The sequence below is a fragment of the Paenibacillus sp. YAF4_2 genome (assembly GCF_052113225.1).
GTDB lineage: Bacteria > Bacillota > Bacilli > Paenibacillales > Paenibacillaceae > Pristimantibacillus.
The window spans coordinates 117,890-143,631 of record NZ_JBFRCT010000005.1 but is presented as its reverse complement, the minus strand read 5'-3'; the positions used below and the strand labels follow the sequence as shown (position 1 = coordinate 143,631).

Below are 25,742 nucleotides of genomic sequence, written 5' to 3'. Positions count from 1 at the left end.
TTAAACAACATACGCTTGGATACTCGGGCTACTCATCACTTGTCAGTGCTAATGTAACCATGTTTGCTTTTTTTTACACGAAAAAAAGACCGCAGAGTATCCTCCCGCGGTCATAAAAAACCGAAGTTCACCCTCTCTATCAACGCTTACAAGGTTAGCTGACGGATTCGGGCGTCTAGAGAATCGCCCTACAGCTCTCTGCCTGAACGGCAGCTATGCTGATTCACCCCGGCGGTAACTATAATGGCAGTTATCGCAATTGGTTCCCCTGCTTTCCGACTACTTCGGAAACTCAGCGAATATGAACATATGAAGTTGCTAATTGATCATAGTCCTCTCTCCCTTATCTGTAAACAGCGATAATATTTCAAATAAACGCAGAAATCAGGCTTTAACCGTCATGAATGCGGATACATTCTTGAATCGCTTGCAGAATGTCCTAAAAAGCCAGCCATGCTTTCTTTTACCTTGTTCCAAGGAGATAATTCCCTTAATAAGGGAGCAGATCTGCTATTGTGCAGGAGACATGATCCTACAGGGTCATTAAGCAACTAAAAAGAACGAACCAGCCATCCGGCTGATTCGTTCTTTTTTCGAAAAAACTTTTATTTCACAAACCGGAAAGCCTTTGCTTCCAGATCGCGGCTGTTAGGACCAACAAAGACATGGAATTCGCCAGCATCACTCTTCAGCTGCAGATCCGTGTGGTAATAACAAAGCTGCTCTTCGTTAATTGAGAATGTTACCTTCACCGTCTCACCAGGCTGCAATTGCAGCTTACGGAAGCCCTTCAGCTCCTTAAGTGGACGTACAACCTCACCAGCAATATCACGCACATACAGCTGAACAACCTCTTCCCCGGCAACCGAGCCTGTATTACTTACCTCAACCGATACTTGAAGTGTGTCTTCAGCATGCAGTTCGTCTGTCGACAGACTCACTTCACCGTACGTGAAGCTTGTATAGCTGAGGCCGTAGCCAAACGGCAGAAGAGGCGCATTTGGCATGTCCAGATACTTCGAAACATAACGCTCATTCGCATTCTGCGGGGTGAGCGGACGACCCGTATTGTAGTTGTTATAGTAAATAGGTACTTGACCAACCGAGTAAGGGAATGACATCGTCAGACGTCCCGATGGATTCACATCACCGAACAGGACGTCTGCGATTGCATTGCCGCCTTCCGTACCAGGGAACCAAGCTTCAAGAAGTGCATCCACCTCCTCGATAACGCCATGCAGATCCAGCGGTCTGCCGTTGAACAGTACAACAACCATCGGCTTGCCAAGCGGCTTCAGCTTCTGGATCAGCTTCAGTTGAGCCTGCGGCAGACGGATATCGCCGCGGCTTCCCGCTTCCCCGCTCATCTCAGAGCTTTCGCCAAGTGCCAGGATGATGATGTCAGCATCGGCTGCGACGTTGACTGCTTCCTGGAGCTGCTCTTCCGAACCAGAATCGATGTCGCAGCCTTTGGCTGTGGCAATCAGATCGGTACGTGCGGATAAACCAGCATGAAGCTGAACCGCTTCCTCCTGCTTACCCCAAATCGACCAAGGTCCAAGAATATCGCCGCTCTCAGCGAAAGGCCCGATGAGCGCCAGCTTTTGCCCGCTGCGTAGCGGCAGAGCCTGCTCATTCTTCAGCAGGACACATGATTTCGCCGCAATCTCGCGTGCAGCAGCACGATGCTCATCGCAGAGCAGCACTTCTTTTTCCCGTTCTTCACTAGCTGCGCGGTAAGGGTTCTCGAAGAGACCCAACTTGTCCTTCAGCTTCAGGACACGAAGGACACACTCATCGATAAGCGAGATGTCAACTTTCCCCGCTTCCACGAGCTCCTTCAGATGATTCGCGTAGTTAGACGTCATCATTTCCATATCAACGCCAGCTTCAATCGCCTTCTGTGCAGCCTCCGCCCCGTCTGCGGCAACACCATGAGGGATCATCTCACTCACTGCACCCCAGTCAGAGATGAGCATGCCGTCAAAACCCCACTCATCACGAAGCAGATTACGCATCAGCCATTTGTTGCCGGTCGCCGGAATGCCATCCACCGTATTAAAAGCCGTCATAACCATCTCGCAGCCTTCATCAAGCGCAGCTTTGTATGCTGGCAGATAAGACTCACGGAGCTGTCTTTCCGACATGTTCACCGTGTTGTAATCACGCCCGCCTTCGGCAGCACCGTAGGCTGCAAAGTGCTTCACGCAAGCAGCTACCCGGTCCATATCACCAGTGAGATCCTCCCCTTGGAAGCCACGGACGAATGCCCGTGCATATTCGCTGTTGAGGAACGGATCTTCACCCGTCGACTCCATCACGCGGCCCCAGCGTGGATCGCGAACCAAGTCCACCATCGGCGCGAACGTCACATGAATGCCGGTGACGGCTGATTCTTTTGCCGCGATAGCAGCACTGCGTTCTGCCAGCTCCATATCCCAAGTGCTCGCAATCGCCAGCGTAACTGGGAAAATCGTGCGGTAGCCATGGATTATGTCCGCCATTAACAGAAGTGGAATACCAAGTCGGCTGTTCTCCATATATTTTTTCTGCAGGGCAATCGTTTCTTTGGCACCAACGGCGCTAAGCACGGAGCCAACATTATTCACCATGCTCTCCGTTACACCCATCCAAGCCAGCGGGCCTGTCAGATTGGCATCATCTTCACTTAAAAAATTCGGGGTCAGCTGCATCAATTGAAAAATCTTTTCTTCCAGCGTCATTTGCTCGAGTAGTGCCGTAATCTTAGTCACGCGGATACCCTCCAATAGGATCATTTCTGCTTCTTTCACCATTATATCGATTGCCAATATCGAGCAACATAGCGATTGTTGCCGAAAACATCAACAATCTGGCTGCATGCAACAACTATTGACAAATAGGGCAATTTACAACTACCCTTTGGTAATGCCTTGCTCCATGCAGAATGACAACCAGACAGGAGTAATATTATGATTAAATCCGTTACAAAAGAGGATGAAAAAAGAAGCCGCTTGCCCGAAATTCAGCTTGTCCGCGCGCTTCTAATTATCGCCGTCATTATGATTCACTCGACTTCCTTTGCCACTTTGAATATGAAGGAATCAGACTATTATTTCATATATCATTTCTTGAATATATCGATGTCTTTTGCAACACCGGCATTCGTATTTTTAAGCAGCTTTGTTCTGTTCTACAGCTATTATCCGCGTCCACTCAATGGTGCGCTCATCAGCCGTTTTTATCGAAAAAGAATCACCTACGTCATCATCCCTTATGTGCTGTTCTCGATCATTTATTTTGTCTTGTATTACAATGCCTACACACCAAATATGCCTACAGACGAGACCATCCGAAGCTTTCTAATCAAGCTGGCAACCGGTAAAGCTTATACGCATCTGTATTACGTCTTTATTATGGCTCAGCTGTATGTTTTGTTCCCGTTGCTGCTGTTTGTGTTTCGGCGTTTCCCTAGGCTGATTAAGTGGGCTGTCCCCTTGGGGCTCGTTATCCAGCTTGCCTTCTTTACATGGAATGAGCAATATCTGCATCTGACCAATCTGATGAGCTGGGCACCTTCGTATGCCATGCAATATATGCTCGGGGCTATACTGGGCATCTACTATCCGCAGCTGCGCGGATGGCTTCAATGGTCGAAGGAAGGGGCCACACCTGAGCGTGTATCCGTATGGCTGGCTTCTTTTGGCGTATGGCTCGGCAGCCTGATCGCAATGCTCATCATTTTCTACGATATCCGGATGAACGGGACTATCTATTCGCCGCTCATGCTTGATGTACTGAAAATGTTCTATTCGATCACCAGCGCCATCATGCTGCTGCATATTGCACCAAGCTTGCATCGATTCCTGCCGAAAAAGGAGCTCCGTATCTTTGATTCGATCGCGGTATTTTCGTTTGGCATCTATCTGATCCATCCACTACTGCTGTTCTACTATCGGAAGTTCCCGCCTGAGAGCGGCATCTCCGTGTATTATCATCTGTGGTATGCCGCAGGCTTCTGCCTTGCGCTTGGCGTCAGTTGGCTGATTGTGGCTGGGGCTGCACGTTTCATGCCGGGGGCGGCTTTGTTGTTTGGGGAGTTGCCGCGGCGGGCTGGGCGATAGGGTTTGCTCGGGGATAGCTGCTTCGCTGCGCAAGAGACATACTCTTTCGATCGCTGTTGTGCCCTGGATTTCTTTGAATTTTACCGCTTCGGCGGTAGAAATCCAGGGCACAAAGGCGAGCGCTCCGCTTCTCAAGAGCATGTCTCTTGCTCCGCTTCGCCCCCCCTCACTCGCGGCCAAGCACCGCTTCAAAAACCCAAGACAAAAAGCCTTTATTTAATACAGTTAAATATCGCTTTCGCACGATCCGCTCAAGCTACTTCACTTCAACATCTGCAATCACCAATACCCTATACCACACCCTACCTGCCACCTTCAATGGAGGCCCATCTACACTGGAATTTGTACAACATAAATCCCTCTATCACGTTGTTCGCGCGAACTAGACTGTATTTTATACAGGATATATGCTGGTGGAAGCTTCATCTGAGCATCCACGCATCAATTACGCTGGATAAAATACAACATAGCTCCGACGCTGCAGACCTTCAGGTAAATACACTGCACAAAATACAACATCGACCACCGCTCCGCCCTCCAGTTGACCACCTTCCTACCTCAGTTTCTTTCTCCCCGCTCTGCTACTTCCTTCATCAGTTAAATCCTATCGTATTAACAATTAAGCTCCCTATTTTTACTCCCACCATCATGTCCACTATCCACTTCAACCAGAACTGCCTTATTGCTGGAACAAGCGCCCTATTGTATGATCTTGGTGGTTATTGTATTAATACACCAATTTCTAGAGGAGATGTGTTTATGAGTGATGCTGCAGTTACAGCCAATTTATCGGGTTCATCTATCGTTTTATTGGTTAATGATATACATACGGCTTCTGAGTTCTATAGGAATTTGGGATTTTCTTATGAAGAGATTGGTGGACATGTCCATGTATCAAGAGGTAACGTTACTTTTATTTTGCACCCTTCCCTAAACAAAGAGGATGTAAGACCCTCATCTGCAGCAGCTGGCGGCTTATACTTTGATGTATTTGCGTATACGGATGCCGTCGATCTGCTCGTGGAAGAGTGCCGAGCCAAAGCCGTAGAAATCGTTAATGGGCCCCATTATTCGGACCATTGGAGCGAGTTCACGATGAAAGATGCTGACGGTTACCGTATTGCTTTTGGCGGCAGTATAAGCACAAAGTCGGAATAATAATTAACCTTGAAACTTTTTCAGCTCCTCTTCCGTCTACTTGGTGTCTTCATTCTTCGAACATACCTTAGGAGGCCACTCGCCATGAAAAAACCATTCAAAATGCTTACAATTGCTGTAGCAGGATCTTGCCTGCTCGCATTTACTCCTGCACTTGCTATGGCGCAGGAAACAACAGTCGCACCTATCGTTGCTACATCCGGACCGATTACAGCTGTCCCAATCAGTGCAACGCTTCCAGATACACAAGCCGTTAAAGTTACATCAAATGTTATTGAGGAAACGTCCGAGCTGCTTACCGTGAAAATTTCCGTACCTGTTATAAGCGGTATGCTGGATACCTCCTATCAAGATAAACTCAATACCGCTATTAAAGAGAACGCAACCAAGGAAATCGACCGGCTGAAAGCTCTGGCTGCCGAGGACAAGAAGGCTGCGGAAGAAAATGATTATCCATTCCATGCCTATGAATTGAACGTATCCTATGAGCTCAAAGCTGATGGCAGCTCATCCGCTAATGGCATTCTTTCGTTTACCGTTGCTACCTACGAGTATACTGGTGGTGCTCATGGCGGCACTGGCGTGGAAGGCTTCAATATCTTAAATGGTAAGGAAGCTTCCAAGCTTACGCTTGAGCAAGCGCTTGGCGAAGGTGGTATTGCAGCTGCAAACAACGCGGTCCGTTATACCATCAACAAAAATCCAGAGAACTTCTTCTGGAATGCAATCACAACCTTCAAAATTGATGCCAATCATACTTACTTCATAGACGGTAAAGGAATCGTCAACCTGGTCTTCCAACAATACGAAATCGCACCTTATGCCGGAGGGATCATCAACATTCCGGTAGACGAAACAACAACGACAGGTCCTTCCCTTACCTTGTCCAACAAAGAACTGACTGCTGGCCCGAATAACACGCAACTCGTCCCACTACGTAAAACAGCTGAAGCCCTTGGGTACAAAGTAACCTGGAGCAATAAGTCGCAAAGTGCAGAAGTGTCCCGTGATGCACAATGGACATCCGTTACAGCCGGCAAGAACAGCTACTTTATTAACAAAATGGCTCCAATTAAATTAGGCACCGCACCAAGCCTGATCAAAGGCTCCTTGTACGTGCCGATTACGTTCTTCGGCGACATTCTTAAGCTTCAGGTAAATGCAAATTCGGCAGACGGCTCTGTTGTCGTTCGCGGATAGCTCAAATTCAAAATCGTTTAAGACCCTTAAGAGACCTTAAACACTACATTTCTCCCTTCATAGAGCAAGTTAAAGACCCTTAGGGACCTTAACTTCTCGAATATAGCCAAATATGCTCGGTTTCCCGACGTTCAAAAAAGCACTTAAGATCCTTTAAGGACCTTAAGTGCTTTGTTTTTGCCTTCGCACAGGAAGATAAGGCCCCTTGGGGACCTTATCTTCTCAAAAATAGCCTTGTCTGATCGATTTTCTATGAACCTAATCGGACAACGACAACCCCAACCGAGAAACTACACTCGGTTGGGGTTGCGTTTAATATAACTCGTTAAACAACATATGAAGCACTTTTGCCGCCTCTGCGCGAGTCAGGTTGTTCTGAGGAGTCAGGTTACCGTTGCTGCCGTTAATGATGCCCGACGCAATCAGCTTCGCGACGCTCGGCTTTGCGTAACCCGCTACCTTACCTGCATCCTTGAAGCCTGACAGGGATGCGGACTCCTTAAGAGGATGACCAGCCGCTGTGAAAGCACGATCCAGCAGCACCATCATATCCTGACGCGAAATGGATGCGCTTGGATTAAACTTGCCGTCGCCGGAACCACTCGCAAGACCAAGCGCCTGCGCAGTCATCACCGACTCATAGTAATAAGCTTTGGACGTTACGTCCTTGAAGCCAGCTCCTGCCGACTCTGCTTGCTTGCCAAGTACACCAACAAGAAGCTTCGTAAAGTCCGCTCTCGTAATATTGGCATTCGGGGAGAACGTATTTGCTGTAGTGCCGTTAATGATTCCGCGAATCGCCAGTGCTTCAATATCCTGACGTGCCCACGAAGATGTCGTATCCGTAAAAGTCTTGCTCTGGTTCACAATCGTATACAAACTGAAATGTGTTGTGGAGAAGCTCATCACGCCATCCTCCATGTGGAAACGTCCCGTTGGCACAATATGCAGCTGTCCGTTTCCATCAATATAGGCAGCAACAATCAGATCCGCCGCGATCTTCTCTGTAGGAGACAAGGTAAATGGAACACTTACCTGTACAGGAGCTTGCTCATTGCTCCACTCGATTGCCTTGCCATCCAGCTCAAAATGCAGCTCCAGCACTGGACGAATGCCTACCTGCTGCTGAACAGCAGCCGATAAGGAGGTCGGATCAACTTGTTTCACATGAAGGGTCAAGCTTTGAGCCGCGCCAAGCTGGCCGGCAGGAATGACATGATCCGGAATCGTCACCGTTCCAAACGGTGTGCTGATCTGAACTTCACGTTTCTCGTCTGCATTCAGCAGCGAGTAAGGCAGCTGATACGCAATTTCCTTCGCATCACCAATCTCCGAGCTTGTAACCTCGAACTTAATCGTCTTCACATTCTGGCTATTCGTAGTTGCCTTCTCCAAAGCTTCAAGGGCTGCTACATTGTCAATGACTTGGGAGTACAGATCAGTTGATTGGTCTCCCGAATTATCTGTATTGCCCGGCCCAGGCGTACCGCTGCCAGGTGTCGAATCGCTTGCCGAACGCGTAATTTGCAAGGTTTGGTTTGGAGTGAGGGCTTCACTTGTCGCCCCTCCTGTGCCATTCAGCCTGGTGAGACTTGTCTCAGCCAGTGTAACAGTAGAAGCCGTGTTGTCCGTATATTCAAAAGTTAGCGTACATGCCGTAAAGCTGCCTGTAAAATGATTCGTTGTATCAAAGAAACCAAAATAACTGATACCGTCTTTTTCCTTAATGGATACTTTGGATGCGTTGCCGATTGCCTGCGAATAGGTAACCAATTTCAGCTTCACATGGCTGTCCGTCTTGATGCCAAATTCAGCACTGCTGAAGGGAGATTGCGAGCTTAACACAAGATCGACCGAGAAGGAGGAGGCATTCTTGCCGACTTCAATGGCTTGCTTCGAGAATTGAGCGGTAGAAGATTCAGCCGCAAAGGCGCTAATCGGGAGAATCAGACAGCAGATGATTAGAAGACCTGCTAACAATTTCATTTTCATCATCATGAACTCCTCATGGTTTATAAAATACAGGAAAAGGCGGGTTAACGCCCTTCCCTGCTGTGGATCAAGATTCTTATTTGCCTTGGAAAATATGAAGAATGATAATCGTAAAGTCCGTTAAATCAACCTTGCCGTCAAAGTTTACGTCTGCAAGCTTTGCTTGCGACCAGTCCGTGTCCGTCGAGGCTGCACGGTAATGGTCAACCGCAACTGACAAGTCTGCGGAAGTCAACGTTCCATCTTTGTACAGGTCAGTAATGTCTTTGTAGGAACGGATCAGTATGGAGGATGGCTCGTTGCTGAAAATAGCCGAGAAATCATAGTTCTCCGAGCTGCTGTTCACCACCACATTATCGAGCTGAACGTCCGCTTGAATGTTATCGACATTTGGATTAATCGGCTTGAAGGTCAGCTTGATCAGATCCGTGAAATCGGAAAGTGTAAGCGGCTGCTCTTGGAAGCCTGCGATAATCCTTACAGTACCAGGCACGGCTTCATTCGCCTGCAGGAAACCATTGGTTTCATCCAGAAGCTGCGCACCGGTTTTCGCATCGAAAGTGAACTTAGTCGCATCGTATTTGAACGTCACGTCAACTGTATTCACATTATTTAATTTGCCAGCCGCCAGATAGAAATCCACCTGTGGGCTTTCTTCGCGAATAACCGTATCCGTCTTCGCGTAAATCTTCACCATCTTACCGACTTTTACGTCGAATTGTGCAGTGTAAGGAACCCCTACAACCGTGTACGTTACAGTAACATGCTTTGTGCCTTCTGTTACCGAATCAAAACCTGTGATCGTTACATCATTCAGCGACAGTGGTGTTTTCGAACCGTCAAGGTTGATCTTGCTTACAGCAAGTCCAGTTGTGTCAAGCAGCTCGCCTAATGCGTAGTTCTTTTTCGTTGGAGCTGTTACATCAAGACCTGTCATGTCCGTATGCACCATTGTGTACGTATCGACTTTTGCCATCGTATCAGTGCGGTATGTGTCTACTGAAATCGTGTTGTGGTCGATGTTGATCATCGAGAAGGTAGGAACTTTCAGCTGGCTTTTCACATCGGAGTAGTAATCATTAAGCGTTGTTTTCAGATCATAATATTTACTGCCGGAAGCGGAGTTCGCTGTCAGGTACATAATGCCTTTCGGGTTAGCGAATACGCCATTATCCATCGATTGTCCCTTAAGCGCTTGGTCACCTTCCATTTGGTACGTTTTCACGTAGGAATGGTCATGGCCCATGAATACAAGGTCGATGTCCAGCTTATCGAATACGGGGAACAACACTTTACGCAGGTTCAAAATTTCTGTATCCGTCGCATGGGATGCTGCGCTGTAGATGGAGTGGTGGAACGTTACGATTTTCCATCTTGCATTCGGGTTCGCATCAATGGCATCTTTCATAAACTGTTCATGCGATGCGCTGTTCGAGGAGTTGGAGTTAAGGACCATGAACAAAGTCTCGCCATACGTATAGTAATAGTCACCGCCGGCAACCGTTGTACCGTATGCCGTCGATTCATTCGGCTGGTTGTAGTGATACTGGTAGTTTACTGCACCATCATGGTTGCCGACAACTGTTGCAACCGGCAGAGTACGCAGCTGCGTTGGTTCCAAGAATTTGGTATACTCTGCTTCGCTGGATGCCGTGTTCACTTGGTCACCAGCAGACATAATGTAGCTCATATCCGGGAACATTTGACTGGCTTTGTTCAGGGTATTCGCCCAGCCTGCTCCATCCGTCGTCGCATTACCACCTGCACCAATCTGCGGGTCACCTACGAACATCACGCTGAAATCATGGGAGTCCTTTGTGCTGAAGTTATATGCCTGGCTCCAGTGCTCGTCCAAGCCGTCACCTACGCGGTATACATAATCCGTCGACTCACTCAGCCCTGTTACCGTTACTTTGTTGGAATAAAAGCCTGCTACCGCAGCCTTCGCCGCTCCGTTGAACGAAGCTGCCGTTGCTGCCGGGAATACACCGTCTACAACATCTGTCTGCTTCGCGATCTGAACAACCGTACCCACTGGCAGCGATGCTGCCGAGTACCAAGTCAGGTTCACCTGCGACTCATCAGCCCCCGGATTAAGCAAAATGTTGCTCACCGAATAAGGATCTACTGCTTGTGTCGTCATCCCTGTGTCCGGCTCATCCGCTGCATGAACCAGCGACGCAGCAAGCGACGTTGCCAGGACGGTTGCCACAAGTACGGAATACATTCCTTTGCGCACGCCTTTGTGTTGCTTCAAAACGTTAAACAATGTAATACCCTCCCACTTTTTGATTGCCCTCAGCCCTAGAGCTTGTCTAATGAGGCATCTACCAAACCTTAAGGGTATTATGTAATGGCAATATTATCTTGGTAGTGAAGTATTTGTAAAAAGATGTAAGAAATTAATGAAAACTATATAATCTCTATTCATTTACGGCATTAAAGGAACGCTCTTTGGATCAGCCAGATCAGGCCAAACACCGAGATCGCAGCTGACATCGCCGGCATTGTCCACCTTATGCGACGGGCGTAATGAATAACCGGATACATAAGCAGTACGATTATCAACTGCCCGAATTCAATACCCACGTTAAAGGTCAGAAGCGACGCTGCCAGTTGGCCGCCGTCCAGTCTCATCTCCGACAAAGTAGCTGCAAAACCGCATCCATGAATAAGACCAAAGCCAAAAGCAAGGAACATATTATGCTTGCTCGCATTTTTGTTCAAAATGCTATTCAGTGCCACATAGATAATACTTAACGCAATAACCGATTCTACGAGCTTTCCTGGCAGATTAATGACCCCAAAGCCAGCGAGCAGGAGCGTTACCGTATGTGCAGCTGTGAAAGCTGTGACTACAGTAAGGATCTGCTTGATGGAACGTGCGCCAATCAAAAGACTAAGCACGAACAGAATGTGGTCATAACCCGTAATCAGATGCTCAATTCCAAGAACAAAAAACTGCTTCACGGCACGGAACAGACTAATCTTGCCCAGCTCCACTTCCCGGTTGTCAAAGTTCAAAGCATAGCTTTGCTTATCACTGCCATCCTGCTTAAGAGCCATCGTGACATAGTTGATATGCCACTGGTCTACATCATCGTAGATCGGCTGATAATCCAGGACAAAATGTTCCGGCTTGGAGGATACATCAAACCTAAGCTTCGCTTCCGCATAAGGCTGATCACGCGCTTCCGTAACTTCAAGCGCCAGAAGCGCTCCATCAAGCGGCAGGCTGTCTGCATAAAGGCGGATCTTATCAAGCAGATAGGACTCTACATCCGACTTATGCTCCGTGACAAACTTCTGCAAGATCTCTTGGGAAAAGTCACCTACATCCGGATCATTCGGCGCTGTTGCCAAGCGCAGATCATACATATCAATTCGTAAATCATACGCGATCGATCCATCCTCCATCTGAATGTCGGAATAGGCAACACTATTGCCGCTGTGGGCCGATGCGGAAGTACCGTGGCCAAGCATGGCGATGAGCGTCAATATTGCGAGCATACTTGAAGCAAATAGCTGGCGAATCCACTTGTGATTCATCGAAACAACCTCCAGTACATGACTAATCTTTGTCCTATCGTAAAGCTCAATTGTTAATGGAGTTGTATTCCTTTCTTGAAGTAATTGTAAATTAATCCCTAATTAACAAACGATGATTATGATTGGGACAAATGGATATGAAGGACACGGAGGGAGCCTCAAGTGAACGTACTGTGGAGCAGGATGGCGCAGCCGAAATTCAGAGCAGGAGTTTTTATCTTATTACTATTGGTGTTTGCAGCATCGGTCTACCGTTTCAATCTTATGGACGAGTTCACCTTTAATCAACAGACAGGCAGCTCCTATGAGCGCTATGAGAAAGCACGCGTGGTCGATATTACGAAGGAACAACTCGAGAAGGATCCTAATATTGATGGACTATACCGCGGCACGCAGGAGCTGTCGCTTAAAATTCTGTCGGGAGAGCATAAAGGCGAGGTTGTACCTGTTACGAACTACCTCAGCACGATGTTTAACGTTCATGCCAAGGCCGGGACCACGCTGACGGTCAATATCGCAACAGCAAACGAGTCCAATTACAACGTTACCGTCTACAACTACTATCGGGCTCCCTATTTGTATGGCATGATTGCTATCTTCCTAGCGATTTTATGGGCAATCGGGGGTAAAAAAGGGCTGAAGTCAGCAGTCGCCCTGCTCTTCACCTTCGGCAGTATCTTTTTTCTCTTCCTGCCGATGCTCTACCGCGGCTATTCACCTATGCTCGCTGCCATCATTGTCGTCACCACAACGATTATCGTTACGCTGCTATTACTTGACGGCTGGAGCTCCAAATCGCTGTCCGCCATTATCGGCACGATGATTGGTGTTATCCTAGCAGCCGGCATAGCAACCTTGGCAGGACACCTTCTTCATATCAATGGATTCAATACGAATGACTCGGAGACACTTCTACTAGTTGCGGACAATACAGGACTGCATGTGCAAGGCCTCTTGTTCGCCGGCGTTCTAATTGCAGCGCTGGGTGCAATCATGGATATTGGCATCTCAATTGCCTCCGCTGTGCATGAAGTGTATACCACTAACCGGGAACTTGGTCCAAAGGCTTTGTTTATGGCCGGCATGAACGTTGGCCGCGATATGATGGGAACGATGGCAACAACACTGATCCTTGCCTTCACCGGATCCTCCCTCATGTCACTGCTTGTCCTGTATGCTTACAAAGTGCCATTTAATCAGCTTGTTAATATGAATCTCGTCACGATCGAGGTGCTGCAAGGGATGACCGGCAGCATCGGGGTTATTCTAACCGCACCAATTGTGGCCTTCGTGTCATCACGGCTCATGCCGTATTATGATCGTATGGCTGCCCGCAAACTGGCGGCGGCTGTGGAGATGGAACAAGCCAACTCTGCTATAGATAATGAACAGGCTGCTATGTAAGCCATAATAAAAAGCCATCTGCTATTTGTTAGCAGATGGCTTTTCTTTGTCTACTCTAATTAGTCTTCTTGATCGGCGAAGCCATGCTCAACAAGATAATCCATTTCCATATCGAGGATCGTCTCAATTGTGATCTCATCCAGCTTCACATCACGCTGCTTCAGCACATAATCAACCAGTTCATCGCTGTCGATATCAACGACTTGCCCTTTCGCCGAGCTTTGCGCTTTATCAATAAAGGCAGCCTCATGCTTCAGCACGAGGCTGATTGTTTCCGCAGACACTTTCGAACGCTCTGCGAGATATTTCACTAATTCCTGCTCATTTAATTGTTGCTCACTCATCTGACTCTTGCCCCCTCGGATACATTTATGGTCTATTGTACCATTCAAAGGGACAGAATCAAAAATTCGTTGCCTATGATGGTAAAACTTCCGGGACAAACTCGACATGGTCATCCGGAATGATGATACTGAGCAGGATGCGAAGTAAATTAATCGGGTTAGCTATGCGTATCCGCAAAGCTATGGCTTTTTTATCTGGCTATTTATTGCGCTGTATATCCACCATCAACCGTCAAGGTTGTTCCTGTAACAAACGACGCATCATCACTTGCAAGGAAAAGGACTGACTTCGCAATCTCTTCCGGCTTTCCGAGACGGCCCATTGGATGCAGATTTGTGAGGTATTGATGTGCCTCTTCACTGCTGCCTGCAATCAGAGGCGTCTCGATATAACCCGGACAGATGGCATTCACACGTATGCCCTTCTGCGCATAAGCAATCGCTGTACTTTGCGTCAGCAGTTTCACGCCGCCTTTGGCAGCCGAGTAAGCCGGAATCGGACCACGAGCCACATGGCTGTGAATCGAGCCGCAGTTCACGATTGCTCCGCCTGTACCCTGCTTCAGCATTTGATCAATCGTATACTTGTTGCAGAGGAATACACCTGTCAGGTTAATATCAATCATCCGATGCCAATCCTTCGTAGACAACTCATGTGTAACGCCTTGCCCACCGATGCCTGCATTAGCGAAAAGTATGTCAAGCTTGCCGTATTTCTTAACGGTGGCTGCAACCATTGCTTTCACATTGGCTTCATCAGCAACATTCGTCTTTACGAAGAAGGTATCATAGCCTTGTTTGTTCAGCTCTTCCGATACTGCAGCTCCACGGTCCGAAAAATCTGCGATGACGACTTTCGCACCTTCGGCTGCGAATTCACGAACAGTTGCTTCCCCAATACCACTTGCCCCACCGGTAACAATTGCTACTTTATTTTGGAAACGCATAGGATAACCACCTTTTATTAAATATAGAAGATAAGACCTTAACGAGCCATTGCCCCGCCGTCGATAACCATTTCTGTCCCCGTCATATAAGCCGATTCATCCGATGCAAGGAATAAGACGAGATTCGATACCTCATCTACCGTTCCCACACGACCCATTGGCGATACGACTTGTCCGAGCTTTTCTTTGTCGCTGTGTGTTGCTGCCGCTGCATAATCAACCATAGCCGTATTAATGTACCCTGGGTGGATCGAGTTGACCCGCACACCTTGCGTTGCGAATTCCATCGCCACATCCTTCGACATCGTACGTACCGCACCTTTGCTTGCCCCGTACAGGACATGGTTTGGCGAACCACCGATACCAGCGATCGATGAAGCATTAATAACTGAGCCCTTCTGCTGCTTCAGCATCACCGGAATGACATGTTTCATGCCAAGAAATACACTCGTTACATTAATGTTCATGAGGCGGTTCCAGTCCTCTACAGTCGTATCGAAGAGTGGCTTAATGACATAAATACCAGCATTATTGAACAGCACATCGATTGAGGAACAACACTAATGAACATTGATCAGCTGGAATACATCCTGGAGGTCGCTAAGGTTAAATCAATCTCTGCTGCTTCGAACAATCTGCATGTCACACTGCCCGCCATCAGCCAATCCATTACGCATTTGGAGAATGAGCTTGGTGTAAAGCTGTTCACCCGCTCCCGGCAAGGCACCTTCCCGATTGCAGAAGGCATTATTCTTATTGATAAAGCAAGTGAAATTATTGAGAAGGTGAAAGAGCTCCGTGAGGAAGCGCAAAGCTTCACCAATACGATCAGCGGTGAGCTTCGTATCGCTACAATACCTGGACCAATGTCTCTGCTGGTCAAGACAATTGCCGCATTCAAGCAGGACTATCCGAAAGTGAAGGTAGTGATCGAGGAGACCCATTCACTCGATATGCTGAACAGCATTCATCAGGATAAAATTGATCTTGGGCTCATTATTTTATACGAGGATTTGGAGGCCCGTGTGAACGACTTCGTCTTTACGAAGGTCGTCGATACGTCTATGCTCTGCTGTGTGAGCCAAAGCAGTTCGCTCGCCTTACGGAAATACGTTACCCCTGAGGAGCTGCAACGGTACCCGCTTGCCCTCTACAAGGAAGACTACATCAGCTGGTACGTCAATCGTCTCGCCAACCAATACGGCCCAATGAACATCATGTTTACAACCAATAATACTTCTGCCATTAGACAAGCCTTACGCGAAGAGATGGCCATCACGTTAGGCGTAGACTTCACCTTCGTGAACCGTGATGAGCCTTACCTCGAAGGTTTTAGAGTAATAAATATCCGCCATCCGGGAGACTCCCCAGTGCCGCTTGGCTGGATAAGAGCAAAGAATAAGTCACAATCCAGGATTATTAAAGCGTTCACGAATCGGCTCAAGATACAACTAGGATAGTGGCAAATAAAAAAGAGCATCTCATGATCGAGATACTCATTCTTCTTGCTAATTATGTATATGGAGATTAATGCACGGCGGCAATGGCGAGTATCTCGCATCTCTGCTCTTCCCGCTCTTCGTTAGTCATTCGCGGGCAGGTGTAGCATTTCATCCCGTTCTCACGGCGGTCATACTTACAGCAGGAGGAATGCATCAGCCACTTCTCCTCTGGCTTATACGGATTCTCCACATAACGGGGATTTTGCAGGTAATAAGGATTCCGTCTTCGGTTGAACAAGGCTGGATCCAGGAACTCCGTAAGTAACTTGCCGTCCTCCAACAATTGCTCCGTAAGCTGCTGCATGTTCATATGGTCAGCGATAAAGTCCTGCATCATCCTGAGATGACCGCTGAACTGCTGCCAGATCGCATCCGGCTTCAAATCGCCAGCTGCAGCGATCAGCTCCACCGCAGGTGTAACAAAATTAGTGAAATACTCCTCCCAATGCTGGAGCAGGAAAACCTTGCGCTCTTCCGGTTCGACGGGAACCGCTACAGAGCGGAGTTCTTTTATTTTATAACCAAGATGGGCATGATCATCATGCATTTCCACCTGGTAATTGATATTATCCGGGTACATATCCAGTAAACGATTGTACATCGATACGAACAACAGCTGAACAATACTCACTTTGCATATGGATGTTCCGATAAAAGAAGCTGGCAGCGCTTTCGAGGTTGCCTGCACAGTCTCTCCGCTTATTCGAAGCGCCTCTTGCAGGATTGCCGGATCAAAAAAGCTCGTTGTCGGAATCTCATACATCGGATGCTCCGCCCCTTCAGGCGAAATATGGTAATACACCTTCACGATCGTCCAATCAAACAACGTCTCCGACCTCCATTTCATTTATCACATGGACCTAAGGCCCGTATTACACCTATTTATTCTATGTATTTAGTCCTCTAATATGATAAAGATTCTCATATATACTGTCAATTTAAGCCGCATAAGATAGACACTTTTGCCTAAAGCTGTAAGGAAGAGGTGATGAGATGAGTATTATCATTGGAGCAGGGCTGGCAATAGCAGCCATCCTTGTTGGCTGGATCAGTTATCGGAGTGAGACGGGCAGGAAATTGCTCAGCAGCCTGGCCGCAATCGCGATCTTCCTCGCATCCACTGTGATAGCAACAGCAGCAACAAGGACAATTATGGACAACACCGTGTATATGACAGAGATTCATTCCGTGCTGGAATCGCCAACTTTTATCATCAGTACGGGGTATTTAATGATTTATGGTTTAGCTCGGATCGTTGTTGGGGTAGGAAGAAGTGCGGCGAGAACATGAGAACGCAAAAAAAAGCACCTCCTAAAATAGGAAATGCTTCCTCTTGTTCAGCCTGCTAATGGGCATCTATTTGCGTTGGCTGTAGCTTGTATTATCTACAATAGCCAGCATTCTCTCTTCTTTGATCATAGGGGATTGGCATAGGAAGCATACGGGAGCTTCGGACAGTGAGAAATTATCCCTCATCCATCCCTTGCATTGCTCACTCGAGCATGACCATACCACTGTTAGCTCAGTAGGCAGTTCTTCGGCCGTTTTTTTCCGAGAATACAATATAATCCCTCTTTTCTTCTAATCTGTAATGGCAATGAAAAAAAGCCCCAAACCGGAAGTTCGGGGCATTCTTCAGCAATACTACAGTTTTACAACGTTTTCTGCTTGTGGACCACGGTTGCCTTGAACGATGTTGAATTCAACGCGTTGACCTTCGTCCAACGATTTGAAACCGTCGCCTTGAATAGCGCTGAAATGTACGAATACATCGTTGCCGCCTTCAACTTCGATAAAGCCAAAACCTTTTTCTGCGTTAAACCATTTTACTGTACCTTGTTCCATTTGTAATTACCACCTTATATATGATTTACATGACATTCTTATTCTTTGAACTAACAAATAAAAAATTCACATATCGTACAAGATTATTTCATTTCGTAAAAATAACCCTCTACGAGATGTGAATTCAGGTCACGTTTATAAACACATTGTACCACATCCAAATGGAAATAGCTAATACCAATGGGTCCCATTAGGAAAAAATTTTTTTATGGCGAACACCGTCCACTTGGAACCCTATTCTGAGCTGCATTTTCCAAAGCCTTAAAGGAAGAGCAAGACTCCTCTCCTGCTCTCCCCCTGGCTTATCTTTATAATTCCCTTCTCGCCCAAGTACATTCATCGTTATCATTAAGTCCAAGGGATGAACGGATCATTTGCTCTACGACCGAATAATCAGCTGGATTCTCGCGGTTCAGCTTCATTCGCTCTTTGGTCGGAGCTACCCGGTTGCACATAAAGCGCGGCACCCCAAGCTCATTATTGGAAGGAGCGTGATACAGAAACGGATGGCAGATGACAATATCCCCTGGTCCACCTGTCGTTTCTACGACACGAAGTGAATACCCTTCTGGATCTTCGTAAGCAGAATCCATAAACGCTGTGAGGTATTCCTTCTTCTCCTGCAAGCTGGCGCCAGCTTTGTTCTCAGATGCCTTATGACTTACTACAAGCTTTTCCAGCCATGGGTGCTTGTTGCATTCTTGAATCGCTTCTCCAAGACCAAGGCCTTCCGGATGCTGCTCCAGCATCTTCGCTACAATATGATGCGAGCCTTCTGCCACTAATGTGCCCGAGCCGCCTTTTCGCACATCCGAAAACAAGCAGACAAGAAGGAGTCCTTGCTCCCAGCTGTCCAGATAATGGCGGAAGTGACTGCCGTCATAATGCCAGCCGCCCGGCACCTCCGGTCCGAAGTTAATAATGAAGCCGCCCCACATCGCCTTATGCTTCGTCCGGCCAAGCTGCCACCTGTCTTCGCCAAGCAAATCCTCAATTGCTGCCGTCAGCCGGTCTGTATTGCAGCCATCTGTCACCGACTCGTAGTAATCGCCAAGACGAATGACAGGCTGCTTCCAGGTGCTAGGGTCATCACGTTTCACATCATGCTTCTCCAGCAGCTCATTCCATAGAAAATCCTGTACCTTAAGTGCTTCTTCCCTTGGATATGCCTGCTCGACCTTAACCCAGCCCTTTTCTTTAAAATGTTGGACCTGCTTGTTCGTCAGTACTTTCGGCATGTTAAGCACTCCCTTATTCATTTATATTTGATACATTCCTTCTATATAAAGAAGAAGCTGCTACTCTTTCACCGAACCGATCATAATGCCGCTAATAAAGTATTTCTGCATGAACGGATAAATGAGCAAGATCGGGACCATCGTAATGACAAGCTTGGCTGCCGTTAAGCTCCGATTGGATACGGTCAGCAGGCTCTTCACTTGATCCACATCGCGGATCGACATATCCAGATTAACGACAAGCTGTTGAATATAGGTTTGCAGCGGGTAATCATCCGTATTAATCGAGTAAATGAGACCATCATAATAAGCATTCCAGTTGTTCACGACAACAAAGAGAGCAATCGTCGCCACAATGGGCTTGGATAGCGGAAGGTAGATCTGCAGAAGTCTGCGCCAAGGGCTCGCGCCATCAATGCTTGCCGATTCCTCCAGCTCCATCGGAATGGACCGGAAATAATTAATCATAAGAATGACATAGAACTGGCCAACCGCACCAGGGAGAACAAGCGCCCATATCGTCCCAAGGAGATGCAAGTCTTTTACAGTGAAAAACATCGGGATCATACTTGGCCCGAACAGCATCGTACCGACCACAATCCACATATAGACGCCCCGAAAAGGAAAGACTTTGCTGCTTCTGGATAGCGGGTATGCCGCAAGTACAACTAGAACCATATCTACAATTAAAGCAAGAACAACCCGCTTGAATGATACACCTATCGCAGTCAATATCGCATGATCTTTGAAAATCGTCGTATACGTCGTCATATTAAATCCTAGCGGATAGACCGTCACAAGCCCTGCTGTTGCCTTCGCACTGTCACTAAGGGATACGGCGAGAATATTAAACAGCGGGATAAGGGTTGTAACAGCCAGCAGAATCAAGATGAAGTAAATGATGGTATCTGTTATATAATCCTGCTTCGTTTTTTTGATGGTCAGCATTAACGTTCACCCCGTCCTTCTAGAACACCTTATAATCGCCATATTTCTCAGCCAGCCATTGCGATAAGAAAATAAATATAAAGGCAACCGCTGATCTGAAAAGCCCTACAGCAGTAGCGAATTCATATTGGTTGTTCTGGAATCCCATCCGATAAATGTACGTATCATAAATATCCGAAACCGAGTAGACGAGCGGATTATAAAGGTTAAAAATCTGGTCAAAGCCGCCGCTCAATATGCCTTGCAGGCTCAAGATCAAGATCAGGACGATGGTTGGTCTTATACTCGGCAGCGTAATATGACTCAATTTGCGCCACCTTGATGCACCGTCAACCTCAGCCGCTTCATAGAGACTTGGATTAATGCTTGTTAAGGCTGCCAGAAAGACGATCGCATTAAATCCGAAGCCTTTCCACACGTCGGTCAAATAAATAATGATCATGAACCATGACTTGCTGGTGAAGAACAATATCGGCTCGTTGTCGGACAATCGCCCGATAAGCCCGTTGATTAATCCCTCTACGGAGAAGAAATCTTTGAAGATACCGGCCATGATGACCCACGACAAGAAGAAAGGTAAGTACACAACGGTCTGTACCGAACGCTTAAACCATCTGACTCTCGTCTCATTCAGCAGCAAGGCGAACGCGAGTGCACAAGAGACGTTTAAGATGATCTTCACGACAGAAATCGTAATCGTATTGACGGTAATCCGCTTGAAGTCCGGAATCTCGAACAAGCTTCTGAAATTTTCCAAGCCTGCCCATGGCGAACCCCATATGCCTTTGGTCGGATCAAAGCTCTTGAACGCCATAATTGAGCCAAGCGTCGGATAGATACTGAATATAACCAGAAATAAAATAACCGGAAACAGCATGATATGATAGTGGATCACTTCTTTATTTCGCGTTGGCTTTAGCAATTCGCTCCACCTCTATTCGTACCAAACAAGTGCTGAGTATAAGCGTGCTTTCCCAGCACTTGTTTGAATGGCTATTATTTGCTGGCGATTGTGTTCACTTCAGCCGTAATTTCATCGCCGCCCATGCTTTTCCACTTCGTGACGAAGCTGTCGAAGTCATCCACCGTTTTTTTGCCGGTAATAATCTCGAGGAACGTCTGCTTCTCCAGATCATCAAGAGCTGTTTTCTTCTTCTGCATCAGATCCGTCGTACCGATAAAAGCTGGCAGCGTCTGCTGAACCGGATTTTTGGAGAGACCGGCAGCACCTACATAGAAATTGTTCGCCCCGCTCCAAAGTGCCATATCGGCGAATGGATCCGCTGCCGCCTGATACGTCTGAATGGTCTTCACCTGTGCCTGTGTCTCCGGTTCAGCCGTACTTACATCCTTCTCACCGTTCAGCACAGCCATAATATCCTTATAGCGGTTGGAAATTTCATGTGGATTCTTCGCACTTATCGATACTGGGAGCAGCCCCATCTTCGCGTCCGTATATTTGCCGCCTGCTTCGAAGGTAAGCTTGTTGTACCAGTCCAGCTTCTTCGCATTAGCATCTTGGGCGACATTAAGCACCTTCATAATCGCCTCTGGGTGCTTGAAGCCTTTCTTAATGACGACAAATGATCTGATCTTGCCGTATCCTCTTGCATGCGCGATACCGTCTTCGCCCTTCAGGACAGTGTCCTGCCAAACAGCGTTATGATCGTTCTTCACCGAATCCGGCAGCGGATACCATGGCGCCCACCAGGAACCGTCAAAAATTCCCGCTGATCCTTTGGCAACCGCCTCCACAGCTTTATTGCTGTCGTTCATCATGAAGTCCTTCGCAACAAGTCCTTCGCTGTACCATTTGGCCAGACGGGCTAGAGCATCCTTCACTTGAGGCTGAATCGAGCCGTATACGATACTGCCGTCATCCCCTTTGATCCACTGACCCGGATAGGAGTTATAAGCGCCGAATACAAAATCGAACGAAGCCGTATCTGAATTGTAGATATTTTGCTGAGTTGGCAGCTGGCCTGACTTGCCCATTGCCTTGAAGGCCTTTAATGCCGTCTCAACATCGTCAAGCGTCTGCGGCTCCTGAAGCCCGGCTTGATCCAGCCAATCTTTGCGCGTCCATACAACTGGGATAGCCGTTTCGATATCCGATAAGGAAGGAATGGCGTATAGCTTGCCGTCGAAAGTAACCGGGTCAAACACATCATCGCCGCCAAGCTTCATGCTGTCTCTTAAATAAGGGGAAGCGTAATCGTTGTATACCTGCGTCAGGTCCTCCACCATGCCTGCCTTCACAAGCTTGCTAAGGATGTTCAGGCCGTTTGGCTCTACGTTAATTGTGAGGACATCGGGGATGGTATTAGCTGCGATCAGCAAATTAACTTTTTGCTCGAAGGCGAAGTTCTGGTCGCTTGTTGTCCAAGCCAGCTTCGGCTTCACATTCAGATTCTCTTCGAACCACTTCTGCACATCATTGTTCTCAAAGCTCTCTCCTGCCGGCATATTTACCTCTGTTGATATCGTATTGCCTGTCGTAAACTCAACCAATTCCGGCATCTTACTGTAAGGATCCGGCTTCTCAGCCGGCGCTGCGGTTGCCGTTGCGGCCGCATTATTGGCTGCACTATTCTTCGGCGATTCTCCGCTTCCTTGATTATTCGAATTGCTGCATGCCGCCGACAACATTAGTGCCACGAGTAATGAAGTTGATACCCCTGCCTTGAGCGTCCGTTTCACCTTAATCCCCCTTTTGGAACCATTATGGCGTTTCACACCTTGATTATAAGCGCTTTCATTTGTGGTGAGAGATAGATAACGATCATTAGAAGAGGGGGAAAATGTAGCCGGAATTTTCCAAAGAGATGACAATCATCCTACTAAGTCAGCATAAAATTCTCTCCCTGCCGGTTATGCGCCAGCTTCATTCATGGCTTGCCGCCTTGCTCCCGATATTCGGTCGGCGTTCTGCCAATCTGCTCGCGGAACAGCTTGCTGAAGTATTTCTCGTCCTGGAAGCCAAGCTGATCAGCAATCCAATAGATCGGTTTGGTCGTCTGAAGCAGCAGCTCCTCCGCCTTCATGATCTTACGGCTGCGGACATAATCGCCAAACGGCGTGCCGACAATATCCTTGAAGCAGGTGCTGAAGTAGCCTCTGCTCATATTGGCTGCACGGGCTGCTTCCTCCTGATGAATGCCTCCCAGCACATGATCATTAATGAATTTCACTGCATGGCGGATGCTGCTGACCACTTCATCGGAATACTTTTTACGACTCTCGTTGTTGTGATCCGGGAATAGATCATGGTGATGATGGCTAGGCTGACCATGCTTCACTCGCGTCGCAATCCGCTCCAGCACCTCCTCCAGTTTCTCCTTCTCCAGCTGGGTTTTCACAATATAATCAATCGCGCCAAGTCGTAATGCATCTTGAATACAGCCAAAATCCTGATGGCAGGTCAGCACAACAGCCTTTAACTCGCGATGCTCCTTAAGCGCCTCCTTCATAAATTCAAAGCCCGACATGCCGGGCATGGTCAGATCGGTAAATACGACATCCGTCTCATGATTCCGAAGGAATTCCAACGCCTTCTCGCCGCTGCTTGCTTCACCGATGATTTTGAACCCATGCTTCTCCCAGGGCAGCACGGATATTAATCCTTTTCTAGCGTATATTTCGTCATCCAAAATTAACGTATGGATCATTAGGCGCCTCCTTTTTATACGGACCGTATATGGGAATCCGCAGCTCAAATGTCGTGCCGCTTCCTTTCGTACCGATAATGTTCATTGAAGCTACATCGCCATAATAGACATCAAGCATATGTTTGACATAGCTCAGCCCAATACCCATCCCGACTTTCTTATGCGCATCTGACTGCTCCACGAGCAATCGTCTAATGTCCTCTTCACTCATTCCCTCTCCGTTATCCTTCACTACAATAATGAGGAAGCCTTCCTCCTGATAGACGTCGATACGAATACAGCCGCTTTCGTCCTTCAGACCATGATAGATCGCGTTCTCCACGATCGGCTGCATAATAAAGCGCGGAACCTGAACATCTGCAAGATTCCGATCTACCTGAAGCTGCACATCAAAATGGTAGGCGTACCGGATACGCTGCAAATCAATATAGTCCTGCAGGACGGCAATCTCCTCAATCAGTTGAACGATACCGCCTTCCTTTCCGAGATTGTAATGCAACACACGGGTGAACAAGGCGACCAGCCGGTCGATTTCATGCTGCCCGTTCATGCGCGCCAGCCACTGCACGGTGTTCAAGGTGTTATGTAAAAAATGCGGATTGATCTGATGCATCAGCTTCTCAACTTCCACGATTCGTTTCTTCCGTTCCTTCTCCTCTAGTTCCTTGAACAGCTCGGACAGCCTGCCCCGCATCATATAAAATTGCTCGAGTACGCCATCGAACTCGATAATGCCTGTTGTTTTTGCCTTCGTATTGAATTTACTGCGCGTCACGAGCAAAATTTCCTTGTTAATCATGCGAAGCGGCTTGTACACAATTCGCCAGATCGAGAACCCCAGCAGCAGGCTGATCAAGATGGAGAGCAGCGACAGCAGAACGAACTTATTCATCCATTGGTACACATCGGCGCTGTATTCTTTTTTATTGACGGCAGCTAGTATGTACCAGCCTTGCTCTCCTTGCTGGGAGTAGACATAGTAGCCTTGCTTGATCGTCGCCGACTTGCCGGTTGCATTCAGCTTATTCACCGCTATCTGCTGCCCGATCGGGAACTGATCCTCAAGCTGACTGTACATAACGCGCCCTTCCTGATTAAGCAAAATGCTAGAGACCGACAGCTTATACTGCTGCGACTGCAGCAAGTCCTCGAACAGCTTCAGGCTAGTCTCCATATAAACGTACATGTCCGCCCCATCGATCAAATTCACCTTGCGTGCAATCGAGAATACCATCGAATCTCCCGAGGCGCGCCCCGTCTCATGTGGTCCGTAATAGGTAGCGTTAATGCCACTCCCTAGTTCAGGAAGAATCTTCGGACTAAATGCTTCCTTAACGCTCTGGTTCTCGAACAGTACCTGGTTCTTATTCGCATAATAGAAGAAAATGAGGCCAAGATCGGGCTTTGCGGCATTGATCGGAGAGATATTGTCGATAACCGCTTTTTTCATCTCATACTTGGTCATAAAGTCGTCCGTATTCATGAAAGTTTCGATATCATCCGCAACCTTCCCGTTGTACATGGCAAGCTGAAGCGCAGCATCCTCCAAGTTGTTGAACACATTATTCATGCTGATCTGAAGCTGCTTCACATTACTGCGTACGCCGTCGTCGATATTCTCGTTATGAAGGGAATAGAGAGAGAGATACGAAATATAGCCGATCAGGGAAAGTGGTATTAACGAGCTTAAGATGAGAAAAAAATAAGCCCGCCTCTTGAGCGAGTGAGATTTTTTGGTGCGCACGTCTTCCCCTCCTGTCTATTTCATCCGCTGAAAAATAGAAAAGGACCGATGCAGTCCTTTTATGAAAGTGACATGCCGGTCCTTCTTTATCCACTTACGT

General features: G+C 47.5%; 21 protein-coding genes, 1 pseudogene and 1 riboswitch. Of the genes and pseudogenes, 6 read left to right on the top strand and 16 right to left on the bottom strand.

What is annotated here, in order from left to right; genetic code table 11:
- Nucleotides 1–127: 127 nt before the first annotated feature.
- A riboswitch (cyclic di-AMP (ydaO/yuaA leader) is annotated at nucleotides 128–308 on the bottom strand.
- 297 nt (nucleotides 309–605) lie between these two features.
- Entirely contained in the window at nucleotides 606–2,777 is a 2,172-nt protein-coding gene (gene bglX / locus AB4Y93_RS13740; protein WP_441892791.1) for a beta-glucosidase BglX, read from the bottom strand.
- Nucleotides 2,778–2,951: 174 nt separating this feature from the next.
- Between bglX and AB4Y93_RS13735 the strand changes: the two genes are divergently transcribed.
- The 3 genes from AB4Y93_RS13735 (at nucleotide 2,952) to AB4Y93_RS13725 (ending at nucleotide 6,461) form a co-directional block, all read left to right on the top strand.
- Nucleotides 2,952–4,103 carry an acyltransferase gene (locus AB4Y93_RS13735; RefSeq protein WP_441892789.1) on the top strand — a complete coding sequence of 384 codons (1,152 nt, stop codon included), beginning with the start codon at nucleotides 2,952–2,954 and terminating at the stop codon, nucleotides 4,101–4,103.
- Nucleotides 4,104–4,862: 759 nt separating this feature from the next.
- A complete protein-coding gene (locus AB4Y93_RS13730; protein ID WP_441892787.1) occupies nucleotides 4,863–5,261 on the top strand; it encodes a VOC family protein in 399 nt (132 codons plus the stop codon).
- Nucleotides 5,262–5,345: 84 nt separating this feature from the next.
- Nucleotides 5,346–6,461 carry a PdaC/SigV domain-containing protein gene (locus tag AB4Y93_RS13725; RefSeq protein ID WP_441892785.1) on the top strand — a complete coding sequence of 372 codons (1,116 nt, stop codon included), beginning with the start codon at nucleotides 5,346–5,348 and terminating at the stop codon, nucleotides 6,459–6,461.
- Nucleotides 6,462–6,773: 312 nt separating this feature from the next.
- Here AB4Y93_RS13725 and AB4Y93_RS13720 read toward each other — a convergent pair whose 3' ends face one another.
- The 3 genes from AB4Y93_RS13720 to AB4Y93_RS13710 all read right to left on the bottom strand — a co-directional run bounded on the left by AB4Y93_RS13720 (nucleotide 6,774) and on the right by AB4Y93_RS13710 (nucleotide 12,002).
- Nucleotides 6,774–8,453, bottom strand: coding sequence for an S-layer homology domain-containing protein (locus AB4Y93_RS13720; protein ID WP_441892783.1), 1,680 nt, complete (start codon nucleotides 8,451–8,453; stop codon nucleotides 6,774–6,776).
- A gap of 76 nt (nucleotides 8,454–8,529) precedes the next feature.
- Nucleotides 8,530–10,722: a metallophosphoesterase gene (locus AB4Y93_RS13715; protein WP_441892781.1), complete on the bottom strand. Its 2,193-nt coding sequence runs from the start codon at nucleotides 10,720–10,722 to the stop codon at nucleotides 8,530–8,532.
- 170 nt (nucleotides 10,723–10,892) lie between these two features.
- On the bottom strand, nucleotides 10,893–12,002 hold the full coding sequence (locus AB4Y93_RS13710) for a HupE/UreJ family protein (RefSeq protein ID WP_441892779.1): 1,110 nt from the start codon (nucleotides 12,000–12,002) through the stop codon (nucleotides 10,893–10,895).
- A 162-nt stretch (nucleotides 12,003–12,164) separates the two neighbouring features.
- On the opposite strand from AB4Y93_RS13710, the gene AB4Y93_RS13705 reads away from it, so the two are divergent.
- On the top strand, nucleotides 12,165–13,406 hold the full coding sequence (locus tag AB4Y93_RS13705; RefSeq protein ID WP_441892777.1) for a YibE/F family protein: 1,242 nt from the start codon (nucleotides 12,165–12,167) through the stop codon (nucleotides 13,404–13,406).
- Nucleotides 13,407–13,465: 59 nt separating this feature from the next.
- On the opposite strand, the gene AB4Y93_RS13700 is transcribed toward AB4Y93_RS13705, so the two are convergent.
- The 3 genes and pseudogenes from AB4Y93_RS13700 to AB4Y93_RS13690 all read right to left on the bottom strand — a co-directional run.
- A complete protein-coding gene (locus AB4Y93_RS13700) occupies nucleotides 13,466–13,750 on the bottom strand; it encodes a hypothetical protein (protein WP_441892776.1) in 285 nt (94 codons plus the stop codon).
- 203 nt (nucleotides 13,751–13,953) lie between these two features.
- The gene (locus tag AB4Y93_RS13695) at nucleotides 13,954–14,697 is read right to left on the bottom strand and encodes an SDR family NAD(P)-dependent oxidoreductase (protein ID WP_441892775.1); all 744 of its coding nucleotides are present in this window, start codon (nucleotides 14,695–14,697) and stop codon (nucleotides 13,954–13,956) included.
- A gap of 38 nt (nucleotides 14,698–14,735) precedes the next feature.
- Nucleotides 14,736–15,245: pseudogene (locus AB4Y93_RS13690) on the bottom strand (SDR family NAD(P)-dependent oxidoreductase); the annotation flags it as partial.
- A gap of 15 nt (nucleotides 15,246–15,260) precedes the next feature.
- Here AB4Y93_RS13690 and AB4Y93_RS13685 point away from each other — a divergent pair.
- Nucleotides 15,261–16,157 carry a LysR family transcriptional regulator gene (locus AB4Y93_RS13685; protein WP_441892773.1) on the top strand — a complete coding sequence of 299 codons (897 nt, stop codon included), beginning with the start codon at nucleotides 15,261–15,263 and terminating at the stop codon, nucleotides 16,155–16,157.
- Nucleotides 16,158–16,224: 67 nt separating this feature from the next.
- On the opposite strand, the gene AB4Y93_RS13680 is transcribed toward AB4Y93_RS13685, so the two are convergent.
- Nucleotides 16,225–17,025, bottom strand: coding sequence for a hypothetical protein (locus AB4Y93_RS13680; protein WP_441892772.1), 801 nt, complete (start codon nucleotides 17,023–17,025; stop codon nucleotides 16,225–16,227).
- Nucleotides 17,026–17,192: 167 nt separating this feature from the next.
- On the opposite strand from AB4Y93_RS13680, the gene AB4Y93_RS13675 reads away from it, so the two are divergent.
- Nucleotides 17,193–17,489: a hypothetical protein gene (locus AB4Y93_RS13675; RefSeq protein WP_441892770.1), complete on the top strand. Its 297-nt coding sequence runs from the start codon at nucleotides 17,193–17,195 to the stop codon at nucleotides 17,487–17,489.
- Nucleotides 17,490–17,555: 66 nt separating this feature from the next.
- Here AB4Y93_RS13675 and AB4Y93_RS13670 read toward each other — a convergent pair whose 3' ends face one another.
- The 8 genes from AB4Y93_RS13670 to AB4Y93_RS13635 form a co-directional block, all read right to left on the bottom strand.
- Nucleotides 17,556–17,762 carry a cold-shock protein gene (locus AB4Y93_RS13670; protein ID WP_441892768.1) on the bottom strand — a complete coding sequence of 69 codons (207 nt, stop codon included), beginning with the start codon at nucleotides 17,760–17,762 and terminating at the stop codon, nucleotides 17,556–17,558.
- An 81-nt stretch (nucleotides 17,763–17,843) separates the two neighbouring features.
- Nucleotides 17,844–18,044: a cold-shock protein gene (locus AB4Y93_RS13665; RefSeq protein WP_012772304.1), complete on the bottom strand. Its 201-nt coding sequence runs from the start codon at nucleotides 18,042–18,044 to the stop codon at nucleotides 17,844–17,846.
- A 308-nt stretch (nucleotides 18,045–18,352) separates the two neighbouring features.
- On the bottom strand, nucleotides 18,353–19,282 hold the full coding sequence (locus AB4Y93_RS13660; protein ID WP_441892766.1) for a hypothetical protein: 930 nt from the start codon (nucleotides 19,280–19,282) through the stop codon (nucleotides 18,353–18,355).
- Between the two features lie 60 nt (nucleotides 19,283–19,342).
- Nucleotides 19,343–20,230, bottom strand: a complete 888-nt coding sequence (locus AB4Y93_RS13655) for a carbohydrate ABC transporter permease (RefSeq protein ID WP_167278320.1) — start codon at nucleotides 20,228–20,230, stop codon at nucleotides 19,343–19,345.
- Between the two features lie 19 nt (nucleotides 20,231–20,249).
- Nucleotides 20,250–21,152, bottom strand: coding sequence for an ABC transporter permease (locus AB4Y93_RS13650; protein WP_441892764.1), 903 nt, complete (start codon nucleotides 21,150–21,152; stop codon nucleotides 20,250–20,252).
- Nucleotides 21,153–21,226: 74 nt separating this feature from the next.
- Nucleotides 21,227–22,930: a hypothetical protein gene (locus tag AB4Y93_RS13645; RefSeq protein ID WP_441892762.1), complete on the bottom strand. Its 1,704-nt coding sequence runs from the start codon at nucleotides 22,928–22,930 to the stop codon at nucleotides 21,227–21,229.
- Nucleotides 22,931–23,118: 188 nt separating this feature from the next.
- Complete coding sequence (locus AB4Y93_RS13640) at nucleotides 23,119–23,898, bottom strand: response regulator transcription factor (protein ID WP_441892760.1); 780 nt, start codon at nucleotides 23,896–23,898, stop codon at nucleotides 23,119–23,121.
- A complete protein-coding gene (locus tag AB4Y93_RS13635; protein ID WP_441892758.1) occupies nucleotides 23,873–25,642 on the bottom strand; it encodes a histidine kinase in 1,770 nt (589 codons plus the stop codon). Before AB4Y93_RS13635 ends, AB4Y93_RS13640 begins: the two co-directional genes overlap by 26 nt.
- Nucleotides 25,643–25,742 lie beyond the last annotated feature (100 nt).

Coding starts and splice junctions, on each gene's coding strand:
- AB4Y93_RS13720 (WP_441892783.1), bottom strand. CDS start 8,453: ATGAAAATGAAATTGTTAGCAGGTCTTCTAATCATCTGCTGTCTGATT.
- AB4Y93_RS13700 (WP_441892776.1), bottom strand. CDS start 13,750: ATGAGTGAGCAACAATTAAATGAGCAGGAATTAGTGAAATATCTCGCA.
- AB4Y93_RS13655 (WP_167278320.1), bottom strand. CDS start 20,230: ATGCTGACCATCAAAAAAACGAAGCAGGATTATATAACAGATACCATC.
- AB4Y93_RS13725 (WP_441892785.1), top strand. CDS start 5,346: ATGAAAAAACCATTCAAAATGCTTACAATTGCTGTAGCAGGATCTTGC.
- AB4Y93_RS13710 (WP_441892779.1), bottom strand. CDS start 12,002: ATGAATCACAAGTGGATTCGCCAGCTATTTGCTTCAAGTATGCTCGCA.
- AB4Y93_RS13660 (WP_441892766.1), bottom strand. CDS start 19,282: ATGCCGAAAGTACTGACGAACAAGCAGGTCCAACATTTTAAAGAAAAG.
- AB4Y93_RS13665 (WP_012772304.1), bottom strand. CDS start 18,044: ATGGAACAAGGTACAGTAAAATGGTTTAACGCAGAAAAAGGTTTTGGC.
- AB4Y93_RS13675 (WP_441892770.1), top strand. CDS start 17,193: ATGAGTATTATCATTGGAGCAGGGCTGGCAATAGCAGCCATCCTTGTT.
- bglX (WP_441892791.1), bottom strand. CDS start 2,777: ATGATCCTATTGGAGGGTATCCGCGTGACTAAGATTACGGCACTACTC.
- AB4Y93_RS13730 (WP_441892787.1), top strand. CDS start 4,863: ATGAGTGATGCTGCAGTTACAGCCAATTTATCGGGTTCATCTATCGTT.
- AB4Y93_RS13695 (WP_441892775.1), bottom strand. CDS start 14,697: ATGCGTTTCCAAAATAAAGTAGCAATTGTTACCGGTGGGGCAAGTGGT.
- AB4Y93_RS13640 (WP_441892760.1), bottom strand. CDS start 23,898: ATGATCCATACGTTAATTTTGGATGACGAAATATACGCTAGAAAAGGA.
- AB4Y93_RS13685 (WP_441892773.1), top strand. CDS start 15,261: ATGAACATTGATCAGCTGGAATACATCCTGGAGGTCGCTAAGGTTAAA.
- AB4Y93_RS13735 (WP_441892789.1), top strand. CDS start 2,952: ATGATTAAATCCGTTACAAAAGAGGATGAAAAAAGAAGCCGCTTGCCC.